At 62.2% G+C, this 22,816-nt stretch carries 17 protein-coding genes; 8 read left to right on the forward strand and 9 right to left on the reverse strand.

Translation table 11 applies throughout. The features are described from left to right. Positions 1-164: 164 nt before the first annotated feature. Positions 165-476: a hypothetical protein gene (locus ACKFRT_RS07560; protein WP_296212451.1), complete on the forward strand. Its 312-nt coding sequence runs from the start codon at positions 165-167 to the stop codon at positions 474-476. Next, positions 473-1,747 carry an alpha/beta hydrolase gene (locus ACKFRT_RS07565; protein WP_408924870.1) on the forward strand — a complete coding sequence of 425 codons (1,275 nt, stop codon included), beginning with the start codon at positions 473-475 and terminating at the stop codon, positions 1,745-1,747. The genes ACKFRT_RS07560 and ACKFRT_RS07565 overlap by 4 nt, the downstream gene beginning before the upstream one ends. 25 nt (positions 1,748-1,772) lie before the next feature. Here the strand turns inward: ACKFRT_RS07565 and ACKFRT_RS07570 are convergent, their stop codons facing one another. Next, complete coding sequence (locus ACKFRT_RS07570; protein ID WP_408924871.1) at positions 1,773-2,288, reverse strand: methylated-DNA--[protein]-cysteine S-methyltransferase; 516 nt, start codon at positions 2,286-2,288, stop codon at positions 1,773-1,775. A gap of 43 nt (positions 2,289-2,331) precedes the next feature. Continuing rightward, positions 2,332-3,831: a SulP family inorganic anion transporter gene (locus ACKFRT_RS07575; protein WP_408926077.1), complete on the reverse strand. Its 1,500-nt coding sequence runs from the start codon at positions 3,829-3,831 to the stop codon at positions 2,332-2,334. A 274-nt stretch (positions 3,832-4,105) separates the two neighbouring features. Here ACKFRT_RS07575 and ACKFRT_RS07580 point away from each other — a divergent pair, with 274 nt between their 5' ends. Continuing rightward, positions 4,106-5,602, forward strand: coding sequence for an amino acid permease (locus tag ACKFRT_RS07580; RefSeq protein ID WP_296212572.1), 1,497 nt, complete (start codon positions 4,106-4,108; stop codon positions 5,600-5,602). Between the two features lie 36 nt (positions 5,603-5,638). On the opposite strand, the gene ACKFRT_RS07585 is transcribed toward ACKFRT_RS07580, so the two are convergent. Together ACKFRT_RS07585 and dnaJ are read right to left on the reverse strand one after the other, a co-directional pair. Further along, entirely contained in the window at positions 5,639-6,055 is a 417-nt protein-coding gene (locus ACKFRT_RS07585) for a heat shock protein transcriptional repressor HspR (RefSeq protein WP_296212460.1), read from the reverse strand. Then, on the reverse strand, positions 6,052-7,284 hold the full coding sequence (dnaJ, locus tag ACKFRT_RS07590) for a molecular chaperone DnaJ (protein WP_408924872.1): 1,233 nt from the start codon (positions 7,282-7,284) through the stop codon (positions 6,052-6,054). Before dnaJ ends, ACKFRT_RS07585 begins: the two co-directional genes overlap by 4 nt. Positions 7,285-7,500: 216 nt before the next feature. Here dnaJ and ACKFRT_RS07595 point away from each other — a divergent pair, with 216 nt between their 5' ends. Beyond that, complete coding sequence (locus tag ACKFRT_RS07595) at positions 7,501-8,727, forward strand: hypothetical protein (protein ID WP_408924873.1); 1,227 nt, start codon at positions 7,501-7,503, stop codon at positions 8,725-8,727. Positions 8,728-8,743: 16 nt separating this feature from the next. On the opposite strand, the gene ACKFRT_RS07600 is transcribed toward ACKFRT_RS07595, so the two are convergent. The 3 genes from ACKFRT_RS07600 to dnaK form a co-directional block, all read right to left on the reverse strand. Beyond that, positions 8,744-10,045 carry an HNH endonuclease signature motif containing protein gene (locus tag ACKFRT_RS07600; RefSeq protein WP_408924874.1) on the reverse strand — a complete coding sequence of 434 codons (1,302 nt, stop codon included), beginning with the start codon at positions 10,043-10,045 and terminating at the stop codon, positions 8,744-8,746. Positions 10,046-10,462: 417 nt separating this feature from the next. Then, complete coding sequence (gene grpE / locus ACKFRT_RS07605) at positions 10,463-11,089, reverse strand: nucleotide exchange factor GrpE (protein WP_408924875.1); 627 nt, start codon at positions 11,087-11,089, stop codon at positions 10,463-10,465. Next, on the reverse strand, positions 11,089-12,951 hold the full coding sequence (dnaK, locus tag ACKFRT_RS07610) for a molecular chaperone DnaK (protein WP_049050180.1): 1,863 nt from the start codon (positions 12,949-12,951) through the stop codon (positions 11,089-11,091). Before dnaK ends, grpE begins: the two co-directional genes overlap by 1 nt. Positions 12,952-13,174: 223 nt before the next feature. Here dnaK and ACKFRT_RS07615 point away from each other — a divergent pair, with 223 nt between their 5' ends. The 4 genes from ACKFRT_RS07615 (at position 13,175) to ACKFRT_RS07630 (ending at position 20,376) form a co-directional block, all read left to right on the forward strand. Then, entirely contained in the window at positions 13,175-14,188 is a 1,014-nt protein-coding gene (locus tag ACKFRT_RS07615; RefSeq protein WP_408924876.1) for an alpha/beta hydrolase fold domain-containing protein, read from the forward strand. A 130-nt stretch (positions 14,189-14,318) separates the two neighbouring features. Continuing rightward, positions 14,319-18,035 carry a (Fe-S)-binding protein gene (locus ACKFRT_RS07620; protein ID WP_408924877.1) on the forward strand — a complete coding sequence of 1,239 codons (3,717 nt, stop codon included), beginning with the start codon at positions 14,319-14,321 and terminating at the stop codon, positions 18,033-18,035. Positions 18,036-18,265: 230 nt separating this feature from the next. Then, entirely contained in the window at positions 18,266-19,039 is a 774-nt protein-coding gene (locus tag ACKFRT_RS07625) for a hypothetical protein (protein ID WP_408924878.1), read from the forward strand. 92 nt (positions 19,040-19,131) lie between these two features. Further along, positions 19,132-20,376 carry a pyridoxal phosphate-dependent aminotransferase gene (locus ACKFRT_RS07630; RefSeq protein WP_296214806.1) on the forward strand — a complete coding sequence of 415 codons (1,245 nt, stop codon included), beginning with the start codon at positions 19,132-19,134 and terminating at the stop codon, positions 20,374-20,376. 59 nt (positions 20,377-20,435) lie between these two features. On the opposite strand, the gene dcd is transcribed toward ACKFRT_RS07630, so the two are convergent. After that, positions 20,436-21,002: a dCTP deaminase gene (dcd, locus tag ACKFRT_RS07635; RefSeq protein WP_296214808.1), complete on the reverse strand. Its 567-nt coding sequence runs from the start codon at positions 21,000-21,002 to the stop codon at positions 20,436-20,438. A gap of 52 nt (positions 21,003-21,054) precedes the next feature. Next, on the reverse strand, positions 21,055-22,416 hold the full coding sequence (locus tag ACKFRT_RS07640) for a UDP-glucose dehydrogenase family protein (protein ID WP_408924879.1): 1,362 nt from the start codon (positions 22,414-22,416) through the stop codon (positions 21,055-21,057). Positions 22,417-22,816 lie beyond the last annotated feature (400 nt).

The following is a 22,816-nucleotide window of genomic DNA, read 5'->3' on the forward strand; positions in this document are numbered from 1 at the left end:
GTCGTGCCCCCCTTTCTACCCACCCCGCGACCCGCCCTGTGGATAAACCTGAGTTATCCACAGCCACGAGAACTTTTTCTTTTGTGTGCGCCCCTAGCCTCCCTACACTCACCCCTCAGAGACAGGTTGCATCCACAGGGGGAAATAAATTGCAGTATTCGACAATGGGGTTTCTAAACTATCTAGACACGATGGATCTAAACCCGGGGGCAGTACACAGGCGCTGCAGACAGATAGGTGAAGACGGGGTGCAGTGCGCCTCGGCGGGCTACTCGGTGGCTACCGCCACGGCGCCAGATGTACCGGGCGGCGCGACCACGCGCGCCGTCGCAACGGCCGCAGACAGGCTCCATGCCTCCCTGACGGGATACGGCCGACAGCTGGGAAACATGAGCCGCACCATCGCCGCGTACGCGGATGATGTAAACGCCGCCGACGGCGAAGGCGCACACGCGCTGGCGGGAGGGCACCGATGACAACCGCCACCCGCACAGTAACGGTCGATGCCGTCGAGCACGCCAATGTGGAGGCGCTGCGCACCGCAGCTGAGTTGTTCAAAAACAACGGCGACAAGGCCTCCCGCCACGCTGCGAATGCACGCGAGCAGGCCACATGGGGTGCGGACTGGTCGGGGCAGGCGGCAGACGCAGCTAACCACGCCACCGATTCCGCCGCCAACCAGCTGGATATCGCCGGTTTTAGCAGCAGAACCGTGGGCCAGGTCACGGACACCCACGCCGCTGTGCTGGACCCGACTCGGTCGGTGGTTCGCATGGTCGTCGGGCTGGCCCATAGCGCGTTAATGTCGGTGCACCAGGATGGTGAGGTCTCCGCCCTACACCTCGCTTTCATCCCCGGTATAGGCGGAACGGCGCAGGGTATCGCGCAGGCCCTTACCGGCATCCTGCGCGGGGCACTGAAGCTAGCCAGTGTGGTGGATCGTGCATCGGGCGGCACCATATCCACGATCAGCAGCGCGGTCGTGCCACCGCGCAGTGACATTGGGGAGGGCGGGATCGAGGGGGCGCCCCCACCAATGCCCCTACCCCCAGTGGAGCGAGTAGACACTCCACACGGACCAGTGGTGACGGTGGGCGATGTGGAGCACGCAGATGAAGTAATTACTCTGGTCAGCGGCGTGGGATCGAGCTCTGCGGACGCCCTGACACGGACCGAGGCGTGGGCGCGATCAACGGCGGCCGACGCGGCGGCCCACGGCAGGAACGTGGCGGTGGTGGCCTGGCATGGCTACTCAGCGCCGGGGGATTTGGCCAGCGCACTGTCGATGGGGCCGGCGAAGGAAGGCGCGACGGCGCTACGCGAACATCAACAGCAACTGCGCGAGCGGAACCCCAATGCAAGACTGCAGGTGGTGGGCTACAGCTACGGCTCAGTCGTCGTTGGCGAGGCAGCGGCGAAAGGGGGCGATGGGCTCCCTGCGGATGAGGTGCGACTCTGGGGCAGCCCCGGCGTGCATGCAGAGCATGCGAACGACCTGCAGCTGCAGGCTAAGGACGGGCACGGGGAGGTGTACAACGAACACGTGCCGGGTGACATGATCCGATTGACGACCACCCCGAATGTCGGCGTGCACGGCAAGGACCCGGCGGCGCCGGACTTCGGTTCAGAGTCAGGCAGCTGGAGTAGCTATGAATGGGGGCGGATCCTTGACCTGTACCTTATGCAGCGCGGGGAGACCGACGCGCATAGTTCGTACATGTGGTCGCCAGAGGTCAATGCGCGCTAGCAAGCAGAGACTGGCGCGTTTGCGCCTAACCCCGTTCCATACCCCGCCGCTCCAAACCCCGCTGCTCCATAACTCGCCGTTCCATCGCCAGCAGCGCCTGCTTGAGCTCCGCCCCGCCCCGGTATTCACCGATGCTCCCGTCGCTGCGAGTCACCCGGTGGCAGGGGTACAGGATCGGCAGTGGGTTCTGTGCGCACGCCGAAGCTGCGGCGCGGATGGCACGCGGTTTACCCGCCGCCGCGGCCAATTGGGCGTAAGTGATGGTCTGGCCATAGGGAATCTGCGCCAGAGCCTCCACGACTCGTCGTCGGAAGGGTGTGGTCGCGCGGGTGAAGTCGATGGGCACGGTAAACGCCTGGCGGAGCCCCGCAAAGTACTCACGCAGCTGGTCGACGGCAACTTCGAGGTGCTGAGAGGCCGGGCTCTTCCCCCATTCCTCGGCGGTGCCACTTCCTGGCTGCGGGTTGGCGAACTCGATGGCCACCACGCCACGGTCCGTGGCCTGCACCACAAGGCTGCACACGGGGTGGGGGGACCCCACTTGCAGAACCGTTTCACGACTAGCGGGCTGCATCGACACGCCCCTAACCTTCTCCGCCCAACTCACCGGTCAGTCGCGTGTGGAAGGCGGTAGAAAACTCGTTCATTCCCACAAACTCCACCGTTTTCCCGCGTTGGCGGTACTTATTTTCAATGGTATCCAGGGCCGCTACTGAGGACGCATCCCAGATGTTGGATTTCGAGAAATCAATGACCACCTGATCCGGGTCGAGGGTGTATTCGAACTGAGTAGTTAGGTCGTTACTGGAAGCAAAGAGCAACTGCCCCTCCACCGTGTATCGAACGGTCGCTTCGTCCGAATCGACTTCCCGGCGCACGTCGATGAGGTGAGCCACGCGGCGCACAAACATCACACTGGCGGTGAGCACACCTATCACCACACCGATCGCCAGATTATGAGTAGCCACAACCACTACAACGATGATCACCATGACGATGGTTTCGCTCTTCGGCATCCGCTTCAACGTCGAAGGCTTAATGGAGTGCCAGTCGAAGGTGCCAACAGAGACCATAATCATCACCGCGACTAGTGCCGCCATCGGAATAATCGCTACTACATCCCCCAGCACCAAGAGCAGGAAGATCAGGAAAACACCGGACATGAAGGTGGAAATGCGTGTCCGCGCGCCTGACGCCTTCACGTTGATCATTGTCTGGCCGATCATCGCACAACCGCCCATGCCGCCGAAGAGGCCGGATGCGATGTTGGCTACGCCCTGACCAAAGCTTTCCCGCGTTTTGTTGGAGTGAGTATCGGTAATCTCGTCCACCAGCTTCGCGGTCATCAGAGACTCCATCAGCCCCACCAGCGCCATGGCGATGGCAACCGGCGCAATAATCTGCAGAGTCTCTACGGTCCACGGAACCTGCGGGATAAACAGTTCCGGCAGGCTGCGCGGGAGCTCCCCCTTATCCCCGACAGTCGGCACAGAGAAGGAACAGACCACTACCAGCACCGTCACCACCACGATGGACACAAGGGGAGCCGGAATCGCCTTAGTTACCTTTGGGAAGAACACCAGCAGCACGATCCCGAGTGCCACCAGTGGGTACACCAACCACGGCACATCAATCAGCTCTGGGATTTGGGCAGAGAAGATCAGAATGGCCAGAGAATTAACAAAGCCCACCATCACGCTGCGGGGAATGAAGCGCATCAGCTTCGCCACGCCTAACACTGCCAGCACAATTTGGAATACACCCGCCAGCAGTACCGTGGCGATGAGGTAGTCCATGCCATAGTTCCGAGCAATTGGTGCGACCACCAACGCCACCGCACCCGTGGCGGCAGAGATCATCGCAGGACGTCCTCCCACGAAAGCAATCGTGACCGCCATAATGAAGGCGGAAAAAAGACCAACCTTCGGGTCTACTCCGGCGATGATGGAAAAAGAGATTGCCTCCGGGATCAAAGCCAACCCAACAACCAGCCCGGCGAGTATTTCGCGGATCAAGATCCGCGGCGTAGTTAGCGCAATCTTCAGCCCAGTGTCCGCCCCAGCGTTCAACCCAGCATCCAACAATTGAGGCACCCCTCTTAATCAGTCCAAAGCAACCATCGTTATACCGCCCCTGCCTCCCCCTTCGCCAATCCTCCATACATGCTTGCCCAACGATGCTGCGGGCCGGTTTTCTACACCAGTTGGTTTAAACTACCTGTGACGTTGTACGGTACTAACCGTGAATATCTCTAATAATGGGGATACCCCATCTAACCGAAATGCCTCGGAGGGCGCGAACCTGGGTGGTGCAGCTACGGCTGCCGACGCCTACCACCCCCAGGCCTCCACTGCCGAAGTGCTGGTTAAGGACGACCCACGCACCGTCCGTATGGGCACGCTCGTCAGCCTCATCATCGGCTCCACCGTCGGCGCTGGCATCTTCGCGCTGCCGCAGAACATCGCGTCTGTCGCCTCGCCGGGTGCTGCGCTGATCGGCTGGGGCATCACCGGCGTGGGCATGCTGTGCATCGCCTACGTATTCCAAGCCCTGGCCCTACGCAAGCCGCACTTGGATTCCGGCGTGTACTCCTACGTGCGCGCCGGCCTGGGCGACTTCGTCGGTTTCGCCTCCGCCTGGGGCTACTGGCTGGGCACCATCATCGCCCAGGTGGGTTACGCCACCTTGTTCTTTAGTTCACTGAGCTTCTTCTTCCCGATCTTCGGCGCCGACCACCCCCTAGTGCAGTCCATCTGCGTTTCCGCACTGACCTGGATCATCTTCATGGTGCTCTCCCGCGGCGTGCGGCAGGCGGCAATCATGAACGTCATCACCACCGTGGCCAAGATCCTGCCGATCCTGGCCTTCCTGGTGCTCGTGGCCTTCCTCGGCTTCAACACGGACGTGTTTACCTCCGACTTCTGGGGCCGCGCCGCCACCTTCGGTGAGAATCAGGACCAGGCGCTCTCGCTCGGCGACCAGGTGAAGGGCATGATGCTATTCACCGTGTGGGCCTTTATCGGCGTGGAAGGGGCCTCCACCTACTCGAAGCGTGCGCGCCACCGCAAGGATGTTTCCCTGGCAACCTTCCTGGGATTCGTAGCCGTGTTCTTCCTGCTGACGGCCGTGAGCTTTCTCTCCTTCGGCGTAGTCTCGCGCGAGGAGCTCGCCGCGATGGGCGACAACTCCATGGGCACCGTCCTAGAGCACGTTGTCGGCCCGTGGGGCGCGGGGCTTATCTCCGTCGGCCTGTGCATCTCTGTACTCGGTGCCTACGTCTCCTGGCAGATGCTGTGCGCCGAGCCAATCACCCTGATGGCTCAAGACGGCCTGCTACCGAAGGCGGTGGGCCGTACCAACGACATGGGTGCCCCGTATGTCTCGCAGTTCCTATCCGCCGTGGTGATCCAGGCGTTCATCATCGTCTTCTACCTCAACGAGTCCACCTACACCACGATGGTGCAGTTGGCTACCTCGCTGTACCTGGTGCCCTACGTGTTCTCCAGCCTGTACCTGCTGTTCCTGGCCACCCGTGGCCACGGTTTTAAGCACCCGGACGCGGGTTCGAAGTTCGACATCTCTGGCCCCGAGGTTGGCACGAAGACTAACCGCATGCACCTGCTCATCAGCTTCGTGGCTTTCGCCTACTCGCTGTGGCTGCTGTACGCCGCCGAGCTACAGTTCGTACTGCTGGGTACCTTGCTGATCGTGCCGGGTCTGGTGGTCTATGTAGCCACCCGCGTCAAGGCGGGCGGGCGCGTATTCAACACCTTCGAGTGGATCATCAGCACCATCGTCGTCGCCTCCGCGATCGGTGCCCTCTACTTGATCGTCACGGGCCAGGTCAGCCTGTAAAGGGCCAGATCAGCCTGTAACCCGGGACTAACCCACCTACCGCCGCTTCTGCCTATCCCACAGCACCACAGAGGTAGAGCGTGGCACGTGGACAATCTCGCCGCGCGGTCGACCGCCGGCGGATTCACCTCTCTCCAGACGCGCCTGCATCTCCGCCAAGCGGTGGCGCAGTGCCGCGTTTTCCTTCTCTAGCTCATCCAGCCGGTTCTGCTGGGCAATGATCGTCTTGATGCCTGCCAGGTTCACGCCCTCCTCGTGGGAGAGTCGCTGGATCTCCTGCAGCTGCTCAATGTCTTCGCGCGAGTAGCGGCGGCCACCGCCACTGGTGCGCTGGGGCGTCACTAAACCCATCCGGTCGTACGTACGCAGCGTTTGGGCATGCATTCCGGTGATGCGCGCGGCGACAGAGATCACGAAGACCTCGCGCTCGCCGCTGTTCTTACCTGCACTCATCGGTTGCCCTCCCATCCTTCACGAGGGTCGAACCCGGAGCGCTTTTCCTCTTCCGAGTACTTGCGCAGCGCGCTCATCGCACCCTCGTCGAGGTTCTTCGGCACTGCCACCTTGACGGTAACCAGCAGGTCGCCGCTGGCGCCGTTGCGCTTGTTCACGCCGTGGCCACGCACGCGCAGTGTGGTGCCATCCTGCGTGCCGGCAGGGATGCGCACCCGCACCTTGGAAGCCAGCGTAGGCACCGTCACCGCACCGCCGAGCACCAACTCGGGATAGCTCACGGGAACGGTCAGCTTCAGATCGTCGCCGTCGCGGCTAAAGATCTTGTCCGGCTTCACATGCACCGTCACAAATAGGTCGCCAGCCGGCTTGCCATGCTGCCCCGCCGAGCCCTGTCCAGCCAGGCGCACCTTCTGCCCATCGACCACACCAGCAGGCACGCGCACGGTGATCGTGCGAGTCTCGGTTGTGCGACCCGTGCCAGAGCAGTCCTGGCACTTTTCCTTAATTACCGAGCCAGTGCCGGAGCAGTCTGCACACGGGCGGGAAAACCCGAAGGCACCCCTGTTCTCACTGACCATGCCGCTGCCGTCGCACGTGGCGCAATTCTGTGGCGAGGTGCCTGCCTTGGCGCCGGATCCGTGGCAGCTTTCACACGGCTCGGGCTTAGTCAGGCGAATCGGCACGGTCACGCCCTTGGTGGCCTCGCGGAACTCGAGGGTCAGCTCGGTTTCCACGTCTGCCCCGCGGCTGCGCGGGGTCCGGCGACCACCCCGCCCGCCGAAGCGGCTGCGGGAAGCACCGGCGGAGGGGCCGTCGCCGAAGATCCCGCCGAAGACGTCCCCGAATCCGCCACTGGTGGCGTCCTGCCCAAAAAGATCAGAGACATTGAAGCCGCCACCAAAACCTGTGCCACCTGCACCACCAAAGCCGCCAGCGCCACCTGCACCGAAGCCCGAACCACCCGCGCCGAAGCCTGAGTAGCCACCGCTGGCGAGCATGCGCTTCATGTCGTCGTACTCCGCGCGCTTATCCTTGTCCCCCACCACGCTGTACGCTTCAGAGGCCTTCTTAAACCGCTCCTCCGCCGCCGTATCGCCCGGGTTTGCGTCCGGGTGATTTTCGCGGGCGATCTTGCGATAGGCTTTCTTGATCTCCTCTGCCGATGCGGTGGAGGACACGCCGAGGTCTTTGTAATAATCCTTCTCGACCCATTCACTGTGCGCCATGTGTCACTCCTTCCTTACTGCGCTGTTCACGCGGGGTGTTAATACTCAACCTTGAGTCTACCGCGCTGAACTTTTGTTATCTAATCTTCTTTAACGACGCCCCTACGTATTTATTCCCCTCAAACATCACTTCGGGTCTTGCAGCGTGCTCTGCCGGAGGCTCGGCACATGACCCAGCCGGAGCCTCGACAGCCTAAAAGTAGCTAGGGTGGAGCCATGACACCTAAGAAGCGCAACTGGTTTGGCCGGCTCTTCGGCACGGATAACTCATCGCACGACGCATCCGATAACCCTTCGTCCGCGAGTAACGGTTCGCCCGTGTCTAGCTCACCTGCTCCCAATGCGCCTACTCCCAGCTCACCTACCCCCAGCACACCGCTAGCAGAGCCCGGCCCGCAGGATCCGCCGGTGCCGCTGCCGCGCCTAGACCTGCACCAATCCACGGCACTGATCCGGCAGATTGTGCGAACACTCAATAGCTTCGGCTACGGTGCGACTCCCACGCCCGAAGTTGTGTACTACAGCAAGCCCGAGCACATCGAGAAGCCTCTGAGTTACCCGGGGCCCACCCCCGGCCCCTATGGCGGGCAACTCCCAGCGCCAGATTACGGAGAGGGGTCGATGCTGGGGCTCGAGAACATCACGAAGCAGTGCGCCAATGCCGAGGATTTCGGCAGGGACATGCCTGTGCTGGTAGAGCACTTCGTCAATAGTCTGGTCGGGCCGGCTGCTAGCTCGGAGCGGGATTTGCTTTCGCTCCCCGATGCGGAATTTTACTCCCACTTGCGGGCGCGCCTAATGGCGATCGATCTTCTGCCGGAGCAGTCGCGGGCGGATGCGCTTGAGTTCAACTCAGATTCGCCAATACGTCCTTTTTCGGATGACCTGTGCATCACTCTGGTTCTGGATACGCCGAACTCTGTAGTGTCGTTGAGTCCAGGCTCACTGGAAGATCGCGGCCCGGTTAAGGACTTGTTCCGGATTGGCTACCGCAACTTATGGCAGGAGCTAATCTCTTCCGACCTGGATGTGCAGCCTGTTCGAGCGAGCAAGGACCGTCCCAATGAGCGCTTCTGGGCGATCGAAAGCGGCTCTTACTATGCGGGGTCGGTACCCCTGCTGATGAACGAAATCCTCGAACGCTACTTGCCGCAAATCGACCCTAGCGAAGGACTTGTTTTTTCCACGCCTCATCGCCACATCACCCTGGTTCGAGAGATGGGCGAAGGCACCGACATGCTGGGTTCCATCAAGATGATGGCGGCCGTGACAGCCCAGGAGTTCTCGCGACAGGCGGGCGCGATGAGCCCACGACTGATGTTTTCGCACATGGCTGAGATCACCACGTTCACCGACATCAAGTCGAAGGGTGGCGGCAAGGCGGAGATCGACATCCAGCCCCCGGCGTACCTCATGGAGAGGATCAACCACGACAAGCGCTAGAACGGCGGTTGCGTTCCTAGAACGGCGGCTCGTCTTCCAGGTTGCGCTTTTGCTTCCTTTGGTTGTGCTCCACCACCTTCCGCGCTCGCTTCACTGCTCGGTGCCGGAAGGTGATTCTTCCCAGCGGCCCGTTTGGTGTGGTAATCACCGTGTGGCCGTCTCCGAAGCTCGTCCAGGTTTCCTCTCCGTCGGGGTTAATTGTCACGTCCCAGGCTCCCGTTGTTTTCGCGTTGTGGTGTTTGGCACAGAGGCAGTGGAGGTTTGAGGTGTCCGTCGGTCCACCGTTCGGGGTGCCATCCGATCCACCGTTCGGGGCGCCATCCGATCCGCCGTTCGAGCTACCCTGCACGAAGCGTTTAACGTGGTCCAGTTGGCATTTGTGCGCTGGAGTGTCGCAGCCCGGGAAGCGGCAGGTTCCGTCCCTGCCTTCCACGCTCGCACGGATGAGGGGCGTCGGCGTATAGCCGGCGGTGGCGGCCTTCCCCGGGGCCTGCAGGTGAGTTACCCGCTCCATCCACTCCTTCGTGGCCAGCGGGTTGAGCCAGGTGCCGGCCGCCCAGATCTGCGCCTCCGGAGCGTCCACCTGGCGGTACAGGTTGAGGTTCACCTCTGCGGTCGCACTCCCCCGCACCAGGCTCAAAAGCGCCCGCACCCTGGAACAGTTCTGCTTGTTCCTCACGCTATCGAGAGCCTGGATCAGTTCCAGCGCTTCCAACTTCGGGAGGGTCAGGTAGAACTCGGTGTAGTCGGTCGGCCGGTCGTCGATAGCCAGCCGAGTTGCGGCGCCCAGGACTGCCATGTCTTCGGTACTGACGCCCTCTACGCCCGAACCCGTGCCGTCTGCGCCTTCTATACCGTCTGCTCCGTCTGCGCCTTCTATCCCACCGCCCGCTGGCGAAGTCAGTGCAGCGGGATCGATTGGGCAAGCCAAAGGCTCGTGATCCATGACGATCTTCTTTAGGCGTTGGCGAATCGTGCTTTGCCCCAGCATCGCCTGGTTAGGCCGAGTAGGTGAGAGTGCTGAGTAAACATCGGCTTCTACGGCGGAGATGTGGGCGTCACTAACCGCAACAAGGCTATGAGCGACAATCCTCCACAGCTCGATAGAGTAAGCCCCGGTCTCCGCCAGCTCCACCAACGATGGGAAGCGGCGGAAGGTGGCTCCTACGTCGACGAGCTGAATCACTCGGAACTCCGGAAGGCCCAAGCGAGCGCCCAAGCGGGTTGTCACGTCGGTGATGCATTCGTCTTCGTGAGGTGCGCACGCCAAGGCGAGGCGCGCGTGGTTGCGATTGATGTCGCAGATCGCTGCGCTCATCGGGTCGGTGGGATCGGTAACTTTCCAGAACGGCCCCTGCGGTTGGTTCTGCGGTTGGTTTTGCGATTGGTCTTGCGGCGGTCTGTCCGGTGGTGCGGGCTGGTCGAACATCATTCCCCTTTAATGATGGAAGTACCCAGTGTTTCGCGGCTCGTGTTCCGTGATTCGTGTTCCGTGGTTCGTGTCCCGTGGTTTTCCGTACGCGATCAGCATAGAAAACGCCCCAGACAACCCCTCCAAGAAAAACCTAAATTAATCGAACACTTGTTCTAGACTTGAATCTCCTCCCACCGTCAATCTCCTCCCACCGTCAATCACATCCGCCGCAAAACCCACCCCACCACGAAAAGGAGCTCCACAGCAAAAGCCATGGAGCTCTCCAAGCCTCACGCCATCCCTAGCGCGAGCTCTTAATACCTACTGCGGATCGCCGATAATGACCATCGCATTGCGTAGCACCCGGTCATCCAGGCGGTAGCCGCGGCGCAGGACGGTGGCCAGAACCTTGTCGTCGCCGCTACTTGTATCCTGCACGGCCTCGTGACAGTTCGGGTCGAACTCATCGCCTTCCTCGCCGAACTTCTCCACCTTCATGGATGCCATCACAGACTGCAGCTTGTCCGACATGGACTTCAGCGGCCCAGTAAGGTCGCCGTGCTGTTCAGCCATCTCCAGGTCGTCCAGGATCGGCAGCAGATCGGAAGCCACCTCAGCCTTCGCGCCGGCAATCACACTCACGCGATCACGCTCCACGCGCCGGCGGTAGTTGGTGTACTCCGCCGTCACGCGCTGCAGGTCCTCGGTGCGTTCGGCTAGCTCGGCCTCGATACTGTTCTCGATATTGACGCCCTCGACATCAGCCGCAGCAGCCTCGACATCAGCCTCAACACCAGTTTCGACATCAGCCTCCACATCAGCCAGACCCTCGTCGACCCCTTGTGCCTCGGCAGCCTCCGCGGCGGCAGCTTCGGCACTTTCGGCCGAGGTTGCCTCCGGGTCGGTGTTCTCCGGGGCGCCCGGATCCTGATTCAGATCTTCAGCCATTACTTCTTATCATCCTCTGCGGAAGTGTCCTCGTCGACAACCTCGGCGTCCACAACGTTCGGATCATCGTTTGCGGCGGAGCCTGCAGCGTCAGCACCAGCACCTTCAGCACCAGCGGCTGCCTCAGCCTCGTAGATGGCCTTGCCCATCTCCTGAGACTCGGCGTTCAGCTTCTCCACTGCATCCTTGATGGCCTCGATGTCGTCACCCTTCAGGGCCTCGTCAACAGCCTTGGCTGCTTCCTCGACCTTGTTCTGGGTGTCCTCGTTGACCTTCTCCTTGTTGTCCTCGACGAACTTGCGGGTCTGGTATGCCATGGACTCTGCAGAGTTGCGGACTTCCTGCTCCTCGCGGCGCTTCTTGTCCTCCTCTGCGTGAGTCTCGGCATCCTTGACCATGCGGTCGATCTCCTCCTGGGACAGGCCGGAGCCTTCCTGGATCTTGATCGTGTTCTCCTTGCCGGTCGCCTTGTCCTTTGCGGAGACGGAAACGATGCCGTTGGCGTCAATATCGAAGGTGACCTCGATCTGCGGTACGCCGCGCGGTGCCGGAGCGATGCCCGCCAGCTCGAAGGAGCCGAGCAGCTTGTTGTGCGCAGCCATCTCGCGCTCACCCTGGAAGACCTGGATCTGCACGCTGGGCTGGCTGTCCTCAGCGGTGGTGAAGGTCTCGGAACGCTTCGTCGGGATGGTGGTGTTGCGCTCGATCAGCTTGGTCATCACGCCACCCTTGGTCTCGATACCCAGGGACAGCGGGGTGACGTCCAGCAGCAGCACGTCCTTAACCTCGCCGCGCAGCACGCCGGCCTGCAGGGCAGCACCCACGGCCACAACCTCGTCCGGGTTTACACCCTTGTTGGGCTCCTTGCCGTTGGTCAGCTCGGTGACCAGCTCGGAGACGGCAACCATACGGGTGGAGCCACCGACCAGCACGACGTGGTCGATCTCGTCCACGCTAATTTCCGCGTCCTTCAGCACTGCCTGGAACGGAGTCTTGGTGCGGTCCAGCAGATCCTGGGTGATCTTCTGGAACTCGGTGCGGGTCAGGGTCTCGTCCAGGAACAGCGGGTTCTTGTCCTCGTCCACCGTGATGTACGGCAGGTTGATGGAGGCCTGCTGGGAGCTGGACAGCTCGATCTTGGCCTTCTCCGCTGCCTCGCGCAGGCGCTGCAGGGCCATCTTGTCCTTGGTCAGGTCCACGCCGTGGCTTGCCTTGAACTTGTCAGCCAGCCAGTCGACGATGCGCTGATCCCAGTCGTCGCCGCCCAGCTCGTTATCACCGGCGGTTGCACGAACCTCAACCACGCCGTCGCCGATCTCCAGCAGGGAGACATCGAAGGTACCGCCACCCAGGTCGAATACCAGGATGGTCTGCTCCTTGTCGCCCTTCTCCAGGCCGTAGGCCAGGGCGGCTGCGGTCGGCTCGTTGACGATGCGCAGGACGTTCAGGCCGGCGATCTGGCCGGCATCCTTGGTTGCCTGGCGCTGTGCGTCGTTGAAGTAGGCGGGGACGGTAATGACTGCGTCGGTTACGTCCTCACCCAGGTAGCTCTCCGCGTCCCTCTTCAGCTTCTGCAGGGTACGGGCGGAGATCTCCGGAGCGGTGTACTCCTTGTCGTCGATGGAGACCTTCCAGTCCGTGCCCATGTGGCGCTTGACGGAGCGGATGGTGCGATCCACGTTGGCTACCGCCTGGTTCTTGGCGGACTGGCCAACCAGCACCTCGCCGTTCTTAGCGAAAGCCACGATGGACGGGGTGGTACGGGATCCCTCGGAGTTGGCGATGACCTTTGCCTCGCCGCCTTCCAGTACAGACACCACAGAGTTGGTGGTGCCCAAGTCAATTCCTACTGCGCGTCCCATATCAGTTCCTCCTATTGTTTCTGGGGCGAATAAAATCTATCGAGCCTTAGTCGAGCGGACTCAACTTCGCCCGTCTCTGCCAACCAGTATCCGCGTTTTTCGCGTCTAGTCAAGCTGACTTGAGTTTAACCCACTCAACTTGCTCACATCCCCTACAACTCATACCTGCCCAAAGTTGTTCCCACTTCGCTCAACTTTTCTTAGAAAAGCTAGAATTGTGCCCATGTCTTTCCTCAAACGCCTGGTTGGCCGTTCTTCCGGAACGGGTAATGACGCCACCTCCTCCACCCCTCCCGCCCCAGCCGAACCACCACATTCCCTGCGCCAACACTTTGCCGTCAGTGAACGGACGGAGGGCGATTCCAACGAGTTCACGGTCTACTCTGTGGCCCCCATGGAGTTCGGGGGCGCGGGCGACACGGGGGATTACGACCCGCACACCGCGGCTATTAAGGAGCTCTCCCCGGCACAGGCGGCAACGAAGGCCGTGCTGTACGTGCTGCCCGGCGGGTTTGTGAACCCGATCAAGCAACGCAACTGGGACTTCGTCGCCCAGCTGGCGGATGCGGGCGTGCGGGTGGACATCCCCCTCTACGGCATACTCCCCGAACACGACCACACAGAAGCGCTCCCGCTGATCCGCCGCTGCTACGAACTGCTGGTGGCCGAACATGGCGCTGAAAATATCACCATTATCGGGGACTCGGCCGGTGGCGGGCTGGCACTGGCGGCGCTCTCAGCCCCAGTTGGCACCCCAACTAGCGCCCCAACTAGCAACGAATTCTCGCCAGAGACCACGGCACCAAACACCACGACGCCAAAGACCACGGCACCAGCACGGCTGATCCTCAATGCTCCGTGGCTGGACATGGATCTAGCTAACCCGCGCATCCCCGACTTTGAGGCAAAAGATCCCATCCTCAACCCAGTGCAGCTGCGCCGCCAAGGAGCGCTGTGGGCTGGCGATATTCCCACGGAGGATCCGCGAGTCAGCCCCCTGCACCTCTCCGCAGACCAGCTCCAGGCAGCCTTCGGGAACTCCGCGATAACGGTGTACTGCGGCGACCGCGATATTTCACTGCCGGATGCGGAAGAGTGGGCGTCCACAGTTAAGAAACAAGGGCTTAACGTAACCCTCAACGTCGCGCGAGGTGAGCAACACATGTACCACCTCGGCAACACCCGCGCGGGCAAGGCGGCGCGGCGCGAACAGATCGCGCTCGCCAGCCACATTTAAACAACAAGAATGTTGCCTATTTAACCAGGTCAACCGGGAATTAGAAAAGTACAAATAAAGTGGCGCACCCTGCTAATCTGCCCCAGTAAGTAATTACTTCATACATAACTGGACTTGCGAGGAGCTTCACATGTACCTGCAGGCAGCAGGGCAGGCGACGTCATCCGACATCCCCTGGGGCATCACCGTCCCACTGGGCATCATTGGCGCACTGCTATCCCTCCCCGCCTGGGTGTTCTTCATCCGCGGCGCCGCCCAGATCGTGACGACAATCCGTCTGGGCCAACCGGCACTCAAGCGCACCGACAACCCGCTCGGTCGCCTGGGCAACCTGATCAAGGAAGTTCTTGGCCACACCAAGATGGCCAAGAAACCTGGAATTGCGATCGCTCACTGGATGGTGATGATCGGCTTCCTGCTGGGATCCCTGGTCTGGTTCGAGGCCTACATTCAAATCTTTAACCCAGAGGGCGGCTGGCCCATCATCGGCAAGTGGGGCATCTACCACTTCGTCGACGAGCTGCTTGGCCTGGGAACCGTCATCGGCATCATCGCGCTGATCATCGTCCGCCAGAACATCGGCGACAAGGAACAGAAGGCCCGTTTCTACGGCTCCAACACCGGCGCGGCGTACTTCGTCGAAGCCGTTGTGCTGATCGAGGGCCTGGGCATGATCTTCGTGAAGGCCTCTAAGATCGCCACCTTCGCCAGCTACGAGGGCGGCCACGTGGCTACCGACTTCTTCACGATGCAGCTGGCCAAGATCCTGCCGGAATCCCCGCTGCTGGTTTCCATCTTCGCGCTGATCAAGCTGCTGTCTGGCATGATCTGGCTGTTCATCGTCGGCATGAACATCAAGTGGGGCGTTGCCTGGCACCGCTTCATGGCGTTCTTCAACATCTTCCTGAAGCGCAACTCCGACGGCCGTAACGCCCTGGGTGCAGCGAAGCCGCTGACCTCCGGTGGCCGCATGCTGACCATGGAGAATGCAGATCCGGAGGAAGACGCGATCGGCGTTGGCAAGATCGACGACTTCACCTGGAAGGGCTGGATGGACTTCACCTCGTGCACCGAGTGTGGCCGCTGCCAGGAGCAGTGCCCGGCTTGGAACACTGCGAAGCCGCTGAGCCCGAAGCTGCTGGTTACCAACCTGCGTGACCACGCCATCGAGTCCGCGCCGTACTTGAAGGCCACGCGTAAGGACGAGAAGCACGCCGGTGGCATGTTCTCCGGCGAGGCTGCTACCGATACTGCCGTCCTGGACGATCCTTCTGTAGACGCCCACGCGGACATGCCGCTACTGCAGCTGGTTGCTGCGGGCGAGATGGGTGTTATCGACCCCGACGTGCTGTGGTCCTGCACCAACTGTGGTGCCTGTGTTGAACAGTGCCCGGTGGACATCGAGCACATCGACCACATCGTGGACATGCGCCGCTACCAGGTACTGGTGGAATCCGACTTCCCGACGGAGCTGGGTGGCCTGTTCAAGAACCTGGAGACCAAGGGCAACCCGTGGGGCCAGAACAACAACAAGCGCTCCGACTGGATCCAGAAGGCCAAGAAAGATGGCATCGAGGTGCCGGTCTTCGGCGAAGACATCGAGAACTTCGACGATACCGAGTACCTGTTCTGGGTCGGCTGTGCAGGCGTGTACGACGACAACGCAGTGAAGACCACCCGTGCAGTCGCCGACCTGCTGTACACCGCTGGTGTGAAGTACGCCGTGCTGGGCGAGGGCGAGGGCTGTACCGGTGATTCCGCCCGCCGTGCCGGTAACGAGTTCCTCTTCCAGATGCTGGCAGAGCAGAACATCGAGATGCTGGACAACGCCTTCGAGGGCGTGCCGCCGAAGCAGCGCAAGATCGTTGTTACCTGTGCACACTGCTTCAACACCCTGCGCAACGAATACCCGGACATGGGCGGTAACTACCAGGTTGTTCACCACACGCAGCTGCTGAACAAGCTGATCCGCGAAGGCCGCCTGGAGCCGGTATCTGCGCCGCAGAACGGCCGTCAGGTCACCTACCACGATCCGTGCTTCCTAGGCCGCCACAACAAGGTCTTCGAGGCTCCGCGTGAGCTAATCGGCGCTTCTGGCGCCAACCTGGTGGAGATGGATCGTAACCGAGACACCGGCTTCTGCTGTGGTGCTGGTGGTGCCCGCATGTGGATGGAAGAGCACCTGGGCGAGCGCATCAACCTGAACCGTACGGACGAGGCTCTGGCCACCGGCTCGGATGCCATCGCAATTGGCTGCCCGTTCTGTAAGACGATGATGACGGACGGCGTGAACAACCGTCAGTCCGAGATCGAGAACAAGCAGGACCGCACCCAGGTTCTGGATATTTCCCAGATGTTCCGCGAGTCCATCCTGGTCGACGGCGAACTGCCGGCTCCGAAGTCTCCGGAGTTCCTGGTTGCGCCAGAGCGTGGCTGGGTAGACGAAGAGAAGTTGGCCCGCGAAGAGGCCGAGCGCAAGGCCGAGGAAGAAGCCAAGAAGAAGGCTGCCGAGGAGAAGAAGCGCAAGGCTGAAGAGGCCAAGAAGAAGAAGGAAGCTGCTGCAGCTGCTGGCGGCGCGGCTGCTGCTGGTGCTGGTGCGGCAGCTGCTGGTGCGGCTGCTTCGGCTCCGTCTGCACCGGGGGCTCCGTCGGCTGGCGCTCCGGCAGCACCGGGTGCTCCTTCGGCTCCGTCGGCTCCGGGTGCTCCTGCAGCACCGTCTGCTCCGAGTGCTCCTGCGGCTCCGTCGGCTGGCGCTCCGGCAGCACCGTCTGCGCCGAGTGCTCCTGCGGCTCCGTCGGCTGGCGCACCGGCTGCTCCGGCTGCACCGGCTGCACCGGGCGCTCCTGCAGCTCCGTCGGCTCCGTCGGCTGGCGCTCCGGGTGCACCTGCAGCTCCGGGTGCTCCTGCAGCTCCGTCCGCACCGGGTGCTCCTTCGGCTCCGTCGGCTGGCGCCCCGGCAGCACCGTCTGCTCCGGGTGCACCTGCAGCACCTTCGGCTCCGTCGGCAGGCACTCCGGCAGCACCGTCTGCTCCGGGTGCTCCGGCTGCTCCGGGCGCTCCGGCAGCACCTTCCGCTCCGTCGGCTGGCGCCCCGGCTGCTCCGGGCGCTCCTGCAGCTCCGGGTGCTCCGGCTGCACCGCAGGCTGAGAAGGCTCCGGAAGCTGAACAGGCCGCACCGGCCGCCGCACCGGCTTCCCAACCCGCTCAGGATGGTGGCCCCATCAAGCTGAACGCGACCGCTCCGGGAGCCCCGGGAGCCCCGGGCGCGCCTGCTGCCCCGGCTGCCGCTCCGGCAGCTGCAGCTGGTGCAGGTGTTGCGGCTGCAGGTGCTGGCGCCGCTGCTGCAGCCTCCTCCGAGGACTCGGATCAGGCTGAGGCTGACACTGAGACCCCCGAAGCTCCGCAGCAGGCAGAAGCACCGCAGCAGGCAGAGGCTCCACAGGCTGCCCCGGCAGAACAGGCCGCTCCGGCTGCTGCTCCGGCTGCCCAGCCCGCACAGGATGGTGGCCCGATTAAGCTGTCGGCAATGACGCCTGGCGCTCCGGGCGCACCAGCTCCGGCTGCTCCAGCTGCCGCTGAAACTGCTGAGGCTGCTCCAGCGGAGGCTGAAACTGCTGAGGCTGCTCCGGCGGAGGCTGAAACTGCTGAGGCTGCTCCGGCGGAGGCTGAAACTGCTGAGGCTGCTCCGGCTGAGGCTGATGCTGAGGAGGCACAGCAGTCTACTGAGCCCGCTCAGCAGGCACAGCCCGCCCAGCCGGCACAGCCGACCAACGATGGCGGTCCGATCAAGCTGACCAACATCGTACCGGGCGCACCAGGCGCTCCGGGTGCTCCAGGCGCTCAGTAAGGCGCACGGTAAGCGCGACTAGCTTGCACGCTGAATAACGGCGGCGGGTCCAGAACAACACTGGATCCGCCGCCGTTTCGCTTCCGCGGTGCGTCAGGGCTAAGGGGCTGATGAGCTGAGCGCTAGAGACTGGGAATGTGCCGCAGGCACTCAGTAACCTAGAATGAAATCTCGTAGAAAAGAGCCCCCGCTCCCTTGGCCTCACACCCAGATACAGAGGTAGGTTTTCCATGACTGACGCTGACCCGACTGACAATAACAACCCCCTTAACTCGGGGAAGGCCGTAAGCGATGCCGAAGAAACCTCCGTGATGAAGGCCGTCAGCGACTCCGGCACAGCGGCCAGCCAAGAGGACACAGCGGCCAGCCACGAGCAGGCAGACGCAAACCAGGCAAGCGCTTCCGGGTACAACAGCGCCCCGGGCACACCAGACGAGTACGAAGAGGAAGAGAAGCCAAAGTCCGGCATCCGGAAGTTTTTTGGGATCATGCCCTTCTGGGCCTGGGTACTTACCCTCGGACTGATCGCCGCCATCATCGTCGCGGCAGTCGCGTTCACCACCATGCGTTCCACAGAAACGGGCGCCCCCGGAAGCACTACCAACACCGAGCAGCTGAAGCCCTCTTACCCCAAGCCCACCACCACTGGAAAGTACGATGACGACGACACCACGCCGACCCCCGACGCAGGTCCTGGCTACGGTGGCGGCTACCAGGATTATTACGCGCCTCAGCAGCCCGTACAGACGGAGCAGGAAACCTCCACCGAAGAATCCGAAAGCTCTAGTCCCTCTAGCAACCCCCAGCCCTCCCGCCCCGAGCGTGAAGGCAACCGCCCCGCACCCAACAGCAACCGAGGAAACGGCCAACCTGGCGCTGGCACCACCCGCCCCGGCGGCGGGATTGGCGGAAACGCTGGCGGCGCCTCCGACGCAGGCACAGGTGCAGGTGCTGGCGCAGGTGCCGACGACGCAGATGACGCAGCCGAGGCGGGCGACGACTAGCGCTCCCGACAGTCAGGTGCTGGCCGAACCGGCGCGAGGTGGCGTCCGGAAAAAACTATAAAAGCAGCAACCACAATGGCACAATAGGGAGAATGAGTACCCCCAAACGCCCAAGCGAACTGCGCACGTTGGATCAATCCACGAAGCTGCAAAACGTCCTCTATGAAATCCGCGGCCCGGTGAACACCGAGGCAGAGCGGATGGAGGCCGACGGGCACCGCATTCTGAAGCTCAACACGGGCAACCCCGCGGTGTTCGGCTTCGAGGCGCCGGATGTGATTATGCGCGACATGATCGCCGCGCTGCCGACGGCACAGGGCTACTCCACGTCGAAGGGCATCATCAGCGCCCGTCGCGCGATCGCCTCCCGCTACGAGGTCATCCCGGGCTTCCCCCAGTTCGACGTTGAGGATGTCTTCCTGGGCAACGGAGTTTCCGAGCTGATTACCATGACCATGCAGGCACTGCTCAACGACGGCGACGAGGTGCTGATCCCCTCCCCCGACTACCCGCTGTGGACCGCCTCCACGTCGCTGTCCGGCGGCCGCCCCGTGCACTACCTGTGCGACGAGGAAAACGACTGGATGCCCTCCATCGAGGACATCAAGGCGAAGGTCACGGAGCGCACGAAGGCCATCGTTGTTATCAACCCGAACAACCCGACGGGCGCGGTGTACTCCCGCGAGATTTTGCAGCAGATCGTGGACGTGGCGCGCGAGCACTCGCTGCTGATCCTGGCTGACGAAATCTACGACAAGATCCTGTACGACGATGCGAAACACATCAACATCGCTTCTCTGTGCCCGGACCTGCTGTGCATTACCTACAACGGGCTGTCGAAGGCGTACCGCGTGGCCGGTTACCGCTCCGGCTGGATGGTGATTACGGGGCCGAAGGGGCACGCGAAGGGCTTTATCGAGGGCATTAATGTTCTGGCAGGCACGCGCCTGTGCCCGAACGTGCCGGCGCAGCACGCAATCCAGGTGGCCATTTCCGGCCGTCAGTCCATCGACGATCTGGTGTTGCCCGGTGGTCGCCTGCTGGAGCAGCGCAACGCGGCCTACGAGGCGCTGAACGAGATCCCGGGCGTGAGCTGCGTGAAGCCGATGGGTGCGCTGTATGCCTTCCCGCGCCTGGACCCGAATGTGCACGAGATCCACGACGACGAGCAGTTCATGTTCGACCTTCTGCGCTCCGAGAAGATCCACCTGGTGCAGGGCACGGGCTTTAACTGGCCGACCCCGGATCACTTCCGCGTGGTTACGCTGCCGTGGGCCAGTGACCTGCGCGCGGCGATCGAGCGCTTGGGGAACTTCTTGGCTAGTTACCGGCAGTAGCCGTTCCACGTTGGCGCCCCGCTGGGGGTGCTTTTTATTGACGCCCCCTTATACCCCAACTACTTCTGGAAATTCAGATAGGCCTTCGAGGGGGTCGGGCCGCGCTGCCCCTGGTACTTGGAGCCCAGGGCGCCACTGCCATAGGGGGCTTCCGCCGGGCTAGTCATGGTGAATAGTGCCAGCTGGCCGATCTTCATTCCCGGGTAAAGGGCAATGGGCAGGTTGGCGGTGTTGGACAGCTCCAGGGTGATGTGCCCCTGGAAGCCGGGGTCGATAAACCCGGCCGTGGAGTGGGTCAGTAACCCGAGGCGCCCCAGGGAGGACTTGCCTTCCAAGCGCCCGGCCAGGTGGGCGGGAATGCCGAAGCACTCCAGGGTCGCGCCCAGGACAAACTCGCCGGGGTGCAGGATGAATGCCTCGTCGTCGGGGACCTCCACCAGAGTAGTGAGCTCCTCCTGTGGCTGCTTCGGGTCGATGTGCGTGTACTTGGAGTTATTGAACACGCGGAACAGGCCGTCGAGGCGCACGTCGATGCTGGATGGCTGGACCATCTGATCGTCGTGGGGGTCGATCGTCAGCTCGCCGGAGTTGATGGCGGCGCGGATGTCTCGGTCTGAAAGTAACACGCTCTATAGCCTAGCGGGTATAGGGCTGGCTACGGCCAGCTATCCCCTGCAGCTATCCCCGACCCAGCGCCAGGAACTTCCAGCCCGCGGCTTCCCATTCCTTGCGCGGCAGGCAATTGCGGCCGTCCAACACGGCGGGGTTGTCCCCCGCCACCAGCTCGCGGGCGGCCACCGGGTCGAGCTCCTGGAACTGCTTCCACTCGGTTGCCACGATCACGATCTCCGCCCCACTTAGCGCTTCCTCTACATTCGGCGCGTAAGTCAGAGTCGGGAAGATCTTCGCTGCGTTCTCCATGCCCTGCGGGTCGTAGACCGTCACGTTCGCACCGCCCAGCGATAGCGAACCAGCCACAGACAGGGCCGGGGAATCGCGCACGTCGTCACTGTTGGGCTTGAAGGCTGCGCCCAGAACCGTCACGTTACGGCCGATCAGGGAGCCGCCCAGGGTTTCGCGCGCCAGCTCTACTGTCTTTTCACGGCGGCGCATATTGATGGCGTCTACCTCACGAAGGAACGTCAACGCCTGGTCGGCGCCGAGCTCACCCGCACGCGCCATGAACGCGCGGATATCCTTCGGCAGGCAACCGCCGCCGAAGCCCAGGCCGGCGCCGAGGAACTTCCGTCCGATGCGCTCGTCCATGCCAATCGCGTCGGCTAGTGCGGTAACGTCCGCGCCGACGATTTCGCACAGTTCCGAAACTGCGTTGATGAAGGAGATCTTAGTGGCCAAGAAGGCGTTGGCGGAGACCTTGACCAGCTCCGCAGTCGGCAGGTCCATCACCAGGAACGGTGTGCCTTCCGCCAGCGCGGGGGCGTAGATCTCGCGGGCGAGGTCCTCTACACGCTGCTGCTCAGCGCGGTCGTCACCATTGGAGCTATCGCCGCCGAGGCCCAGGACGATGCGGTCAGGGTGCAGCGTGTCTTTTACCGCATGGCCTTCGCGCAGGAACTCTGGGTTCCACGCGATGGTGATGTGGGCATTGTTTGGTGACGCCGCCACGATCTCATCCGCTTTCTGCTGCAGCTCGTGCGCAGTGCCCACCGGCACGGTGGACTTGCCGAAGATGGTGTGATTGCCCTTGGCTAGTGGAGCGAGGGTTTCGATGACGGCATTTACATAGGTGGTGTCTGCGGCATAGGAGCCCTTGCGCTGCGGAGTGCCCACGCCAATGAAGTGTACGTCGGCGAAGTCGGCAGCTTCGGCGTAGTCGGTGGTGAAGCGCAGGCGGCCAGCCTCGATGTTGCGAGTGAGGATCTCCGGCAAGCCGGGCTCGAAGAAGGGCACGCGCCCTTCGGAGAGAGCCTGGATTTTCTTCGGGTCGACATCGACTCCGAGCACGTCGTGGCCCATTTCGGCCATGCAGGCGGCGTGGGTTGCGCCGAGGTATCCCGTTCCAAAGACTGTCATACGCATAACAGGCAAATTTACAATTGACAGGTGAACAGGAAGTGACCTTTAGGTGATCTTGTCCGCAGCGTTAGGTTAACGGCGCTTATGTACACTAGGACAGAAACTATACAGCGACTATGACGGCGGTACGCCGTAGTCATGCATAGGGGATAAGTGCCTCATGAGATAAATTGCGCCACACATCCCCCCCTATATTCACCCCCGGCACACAATCAAGGCGACACGCCGAGTAGGGATGAAAATATGTACATAGCTGCGAAAACGCTCCGGGCTTGTGGACATTCTTCCGCACCCCAGATCTTTCGTGATCCATATCACCAGGAAAGTCACTCCCCCACTTTCCACCCTGCCCAAATGGCTGTTAAGGTTGGTCTTCGTTAGGACTTGCCAGCGTTTCTCCAGC

This window comes from Corynebacterium jamesii, from assembly GCF_046097395.1.
Lineage (GTDB): Bacteria > Actinomycetota > Actinomycetes > Mycobacteriales > Mycobacteriaceae > Corynebacterium.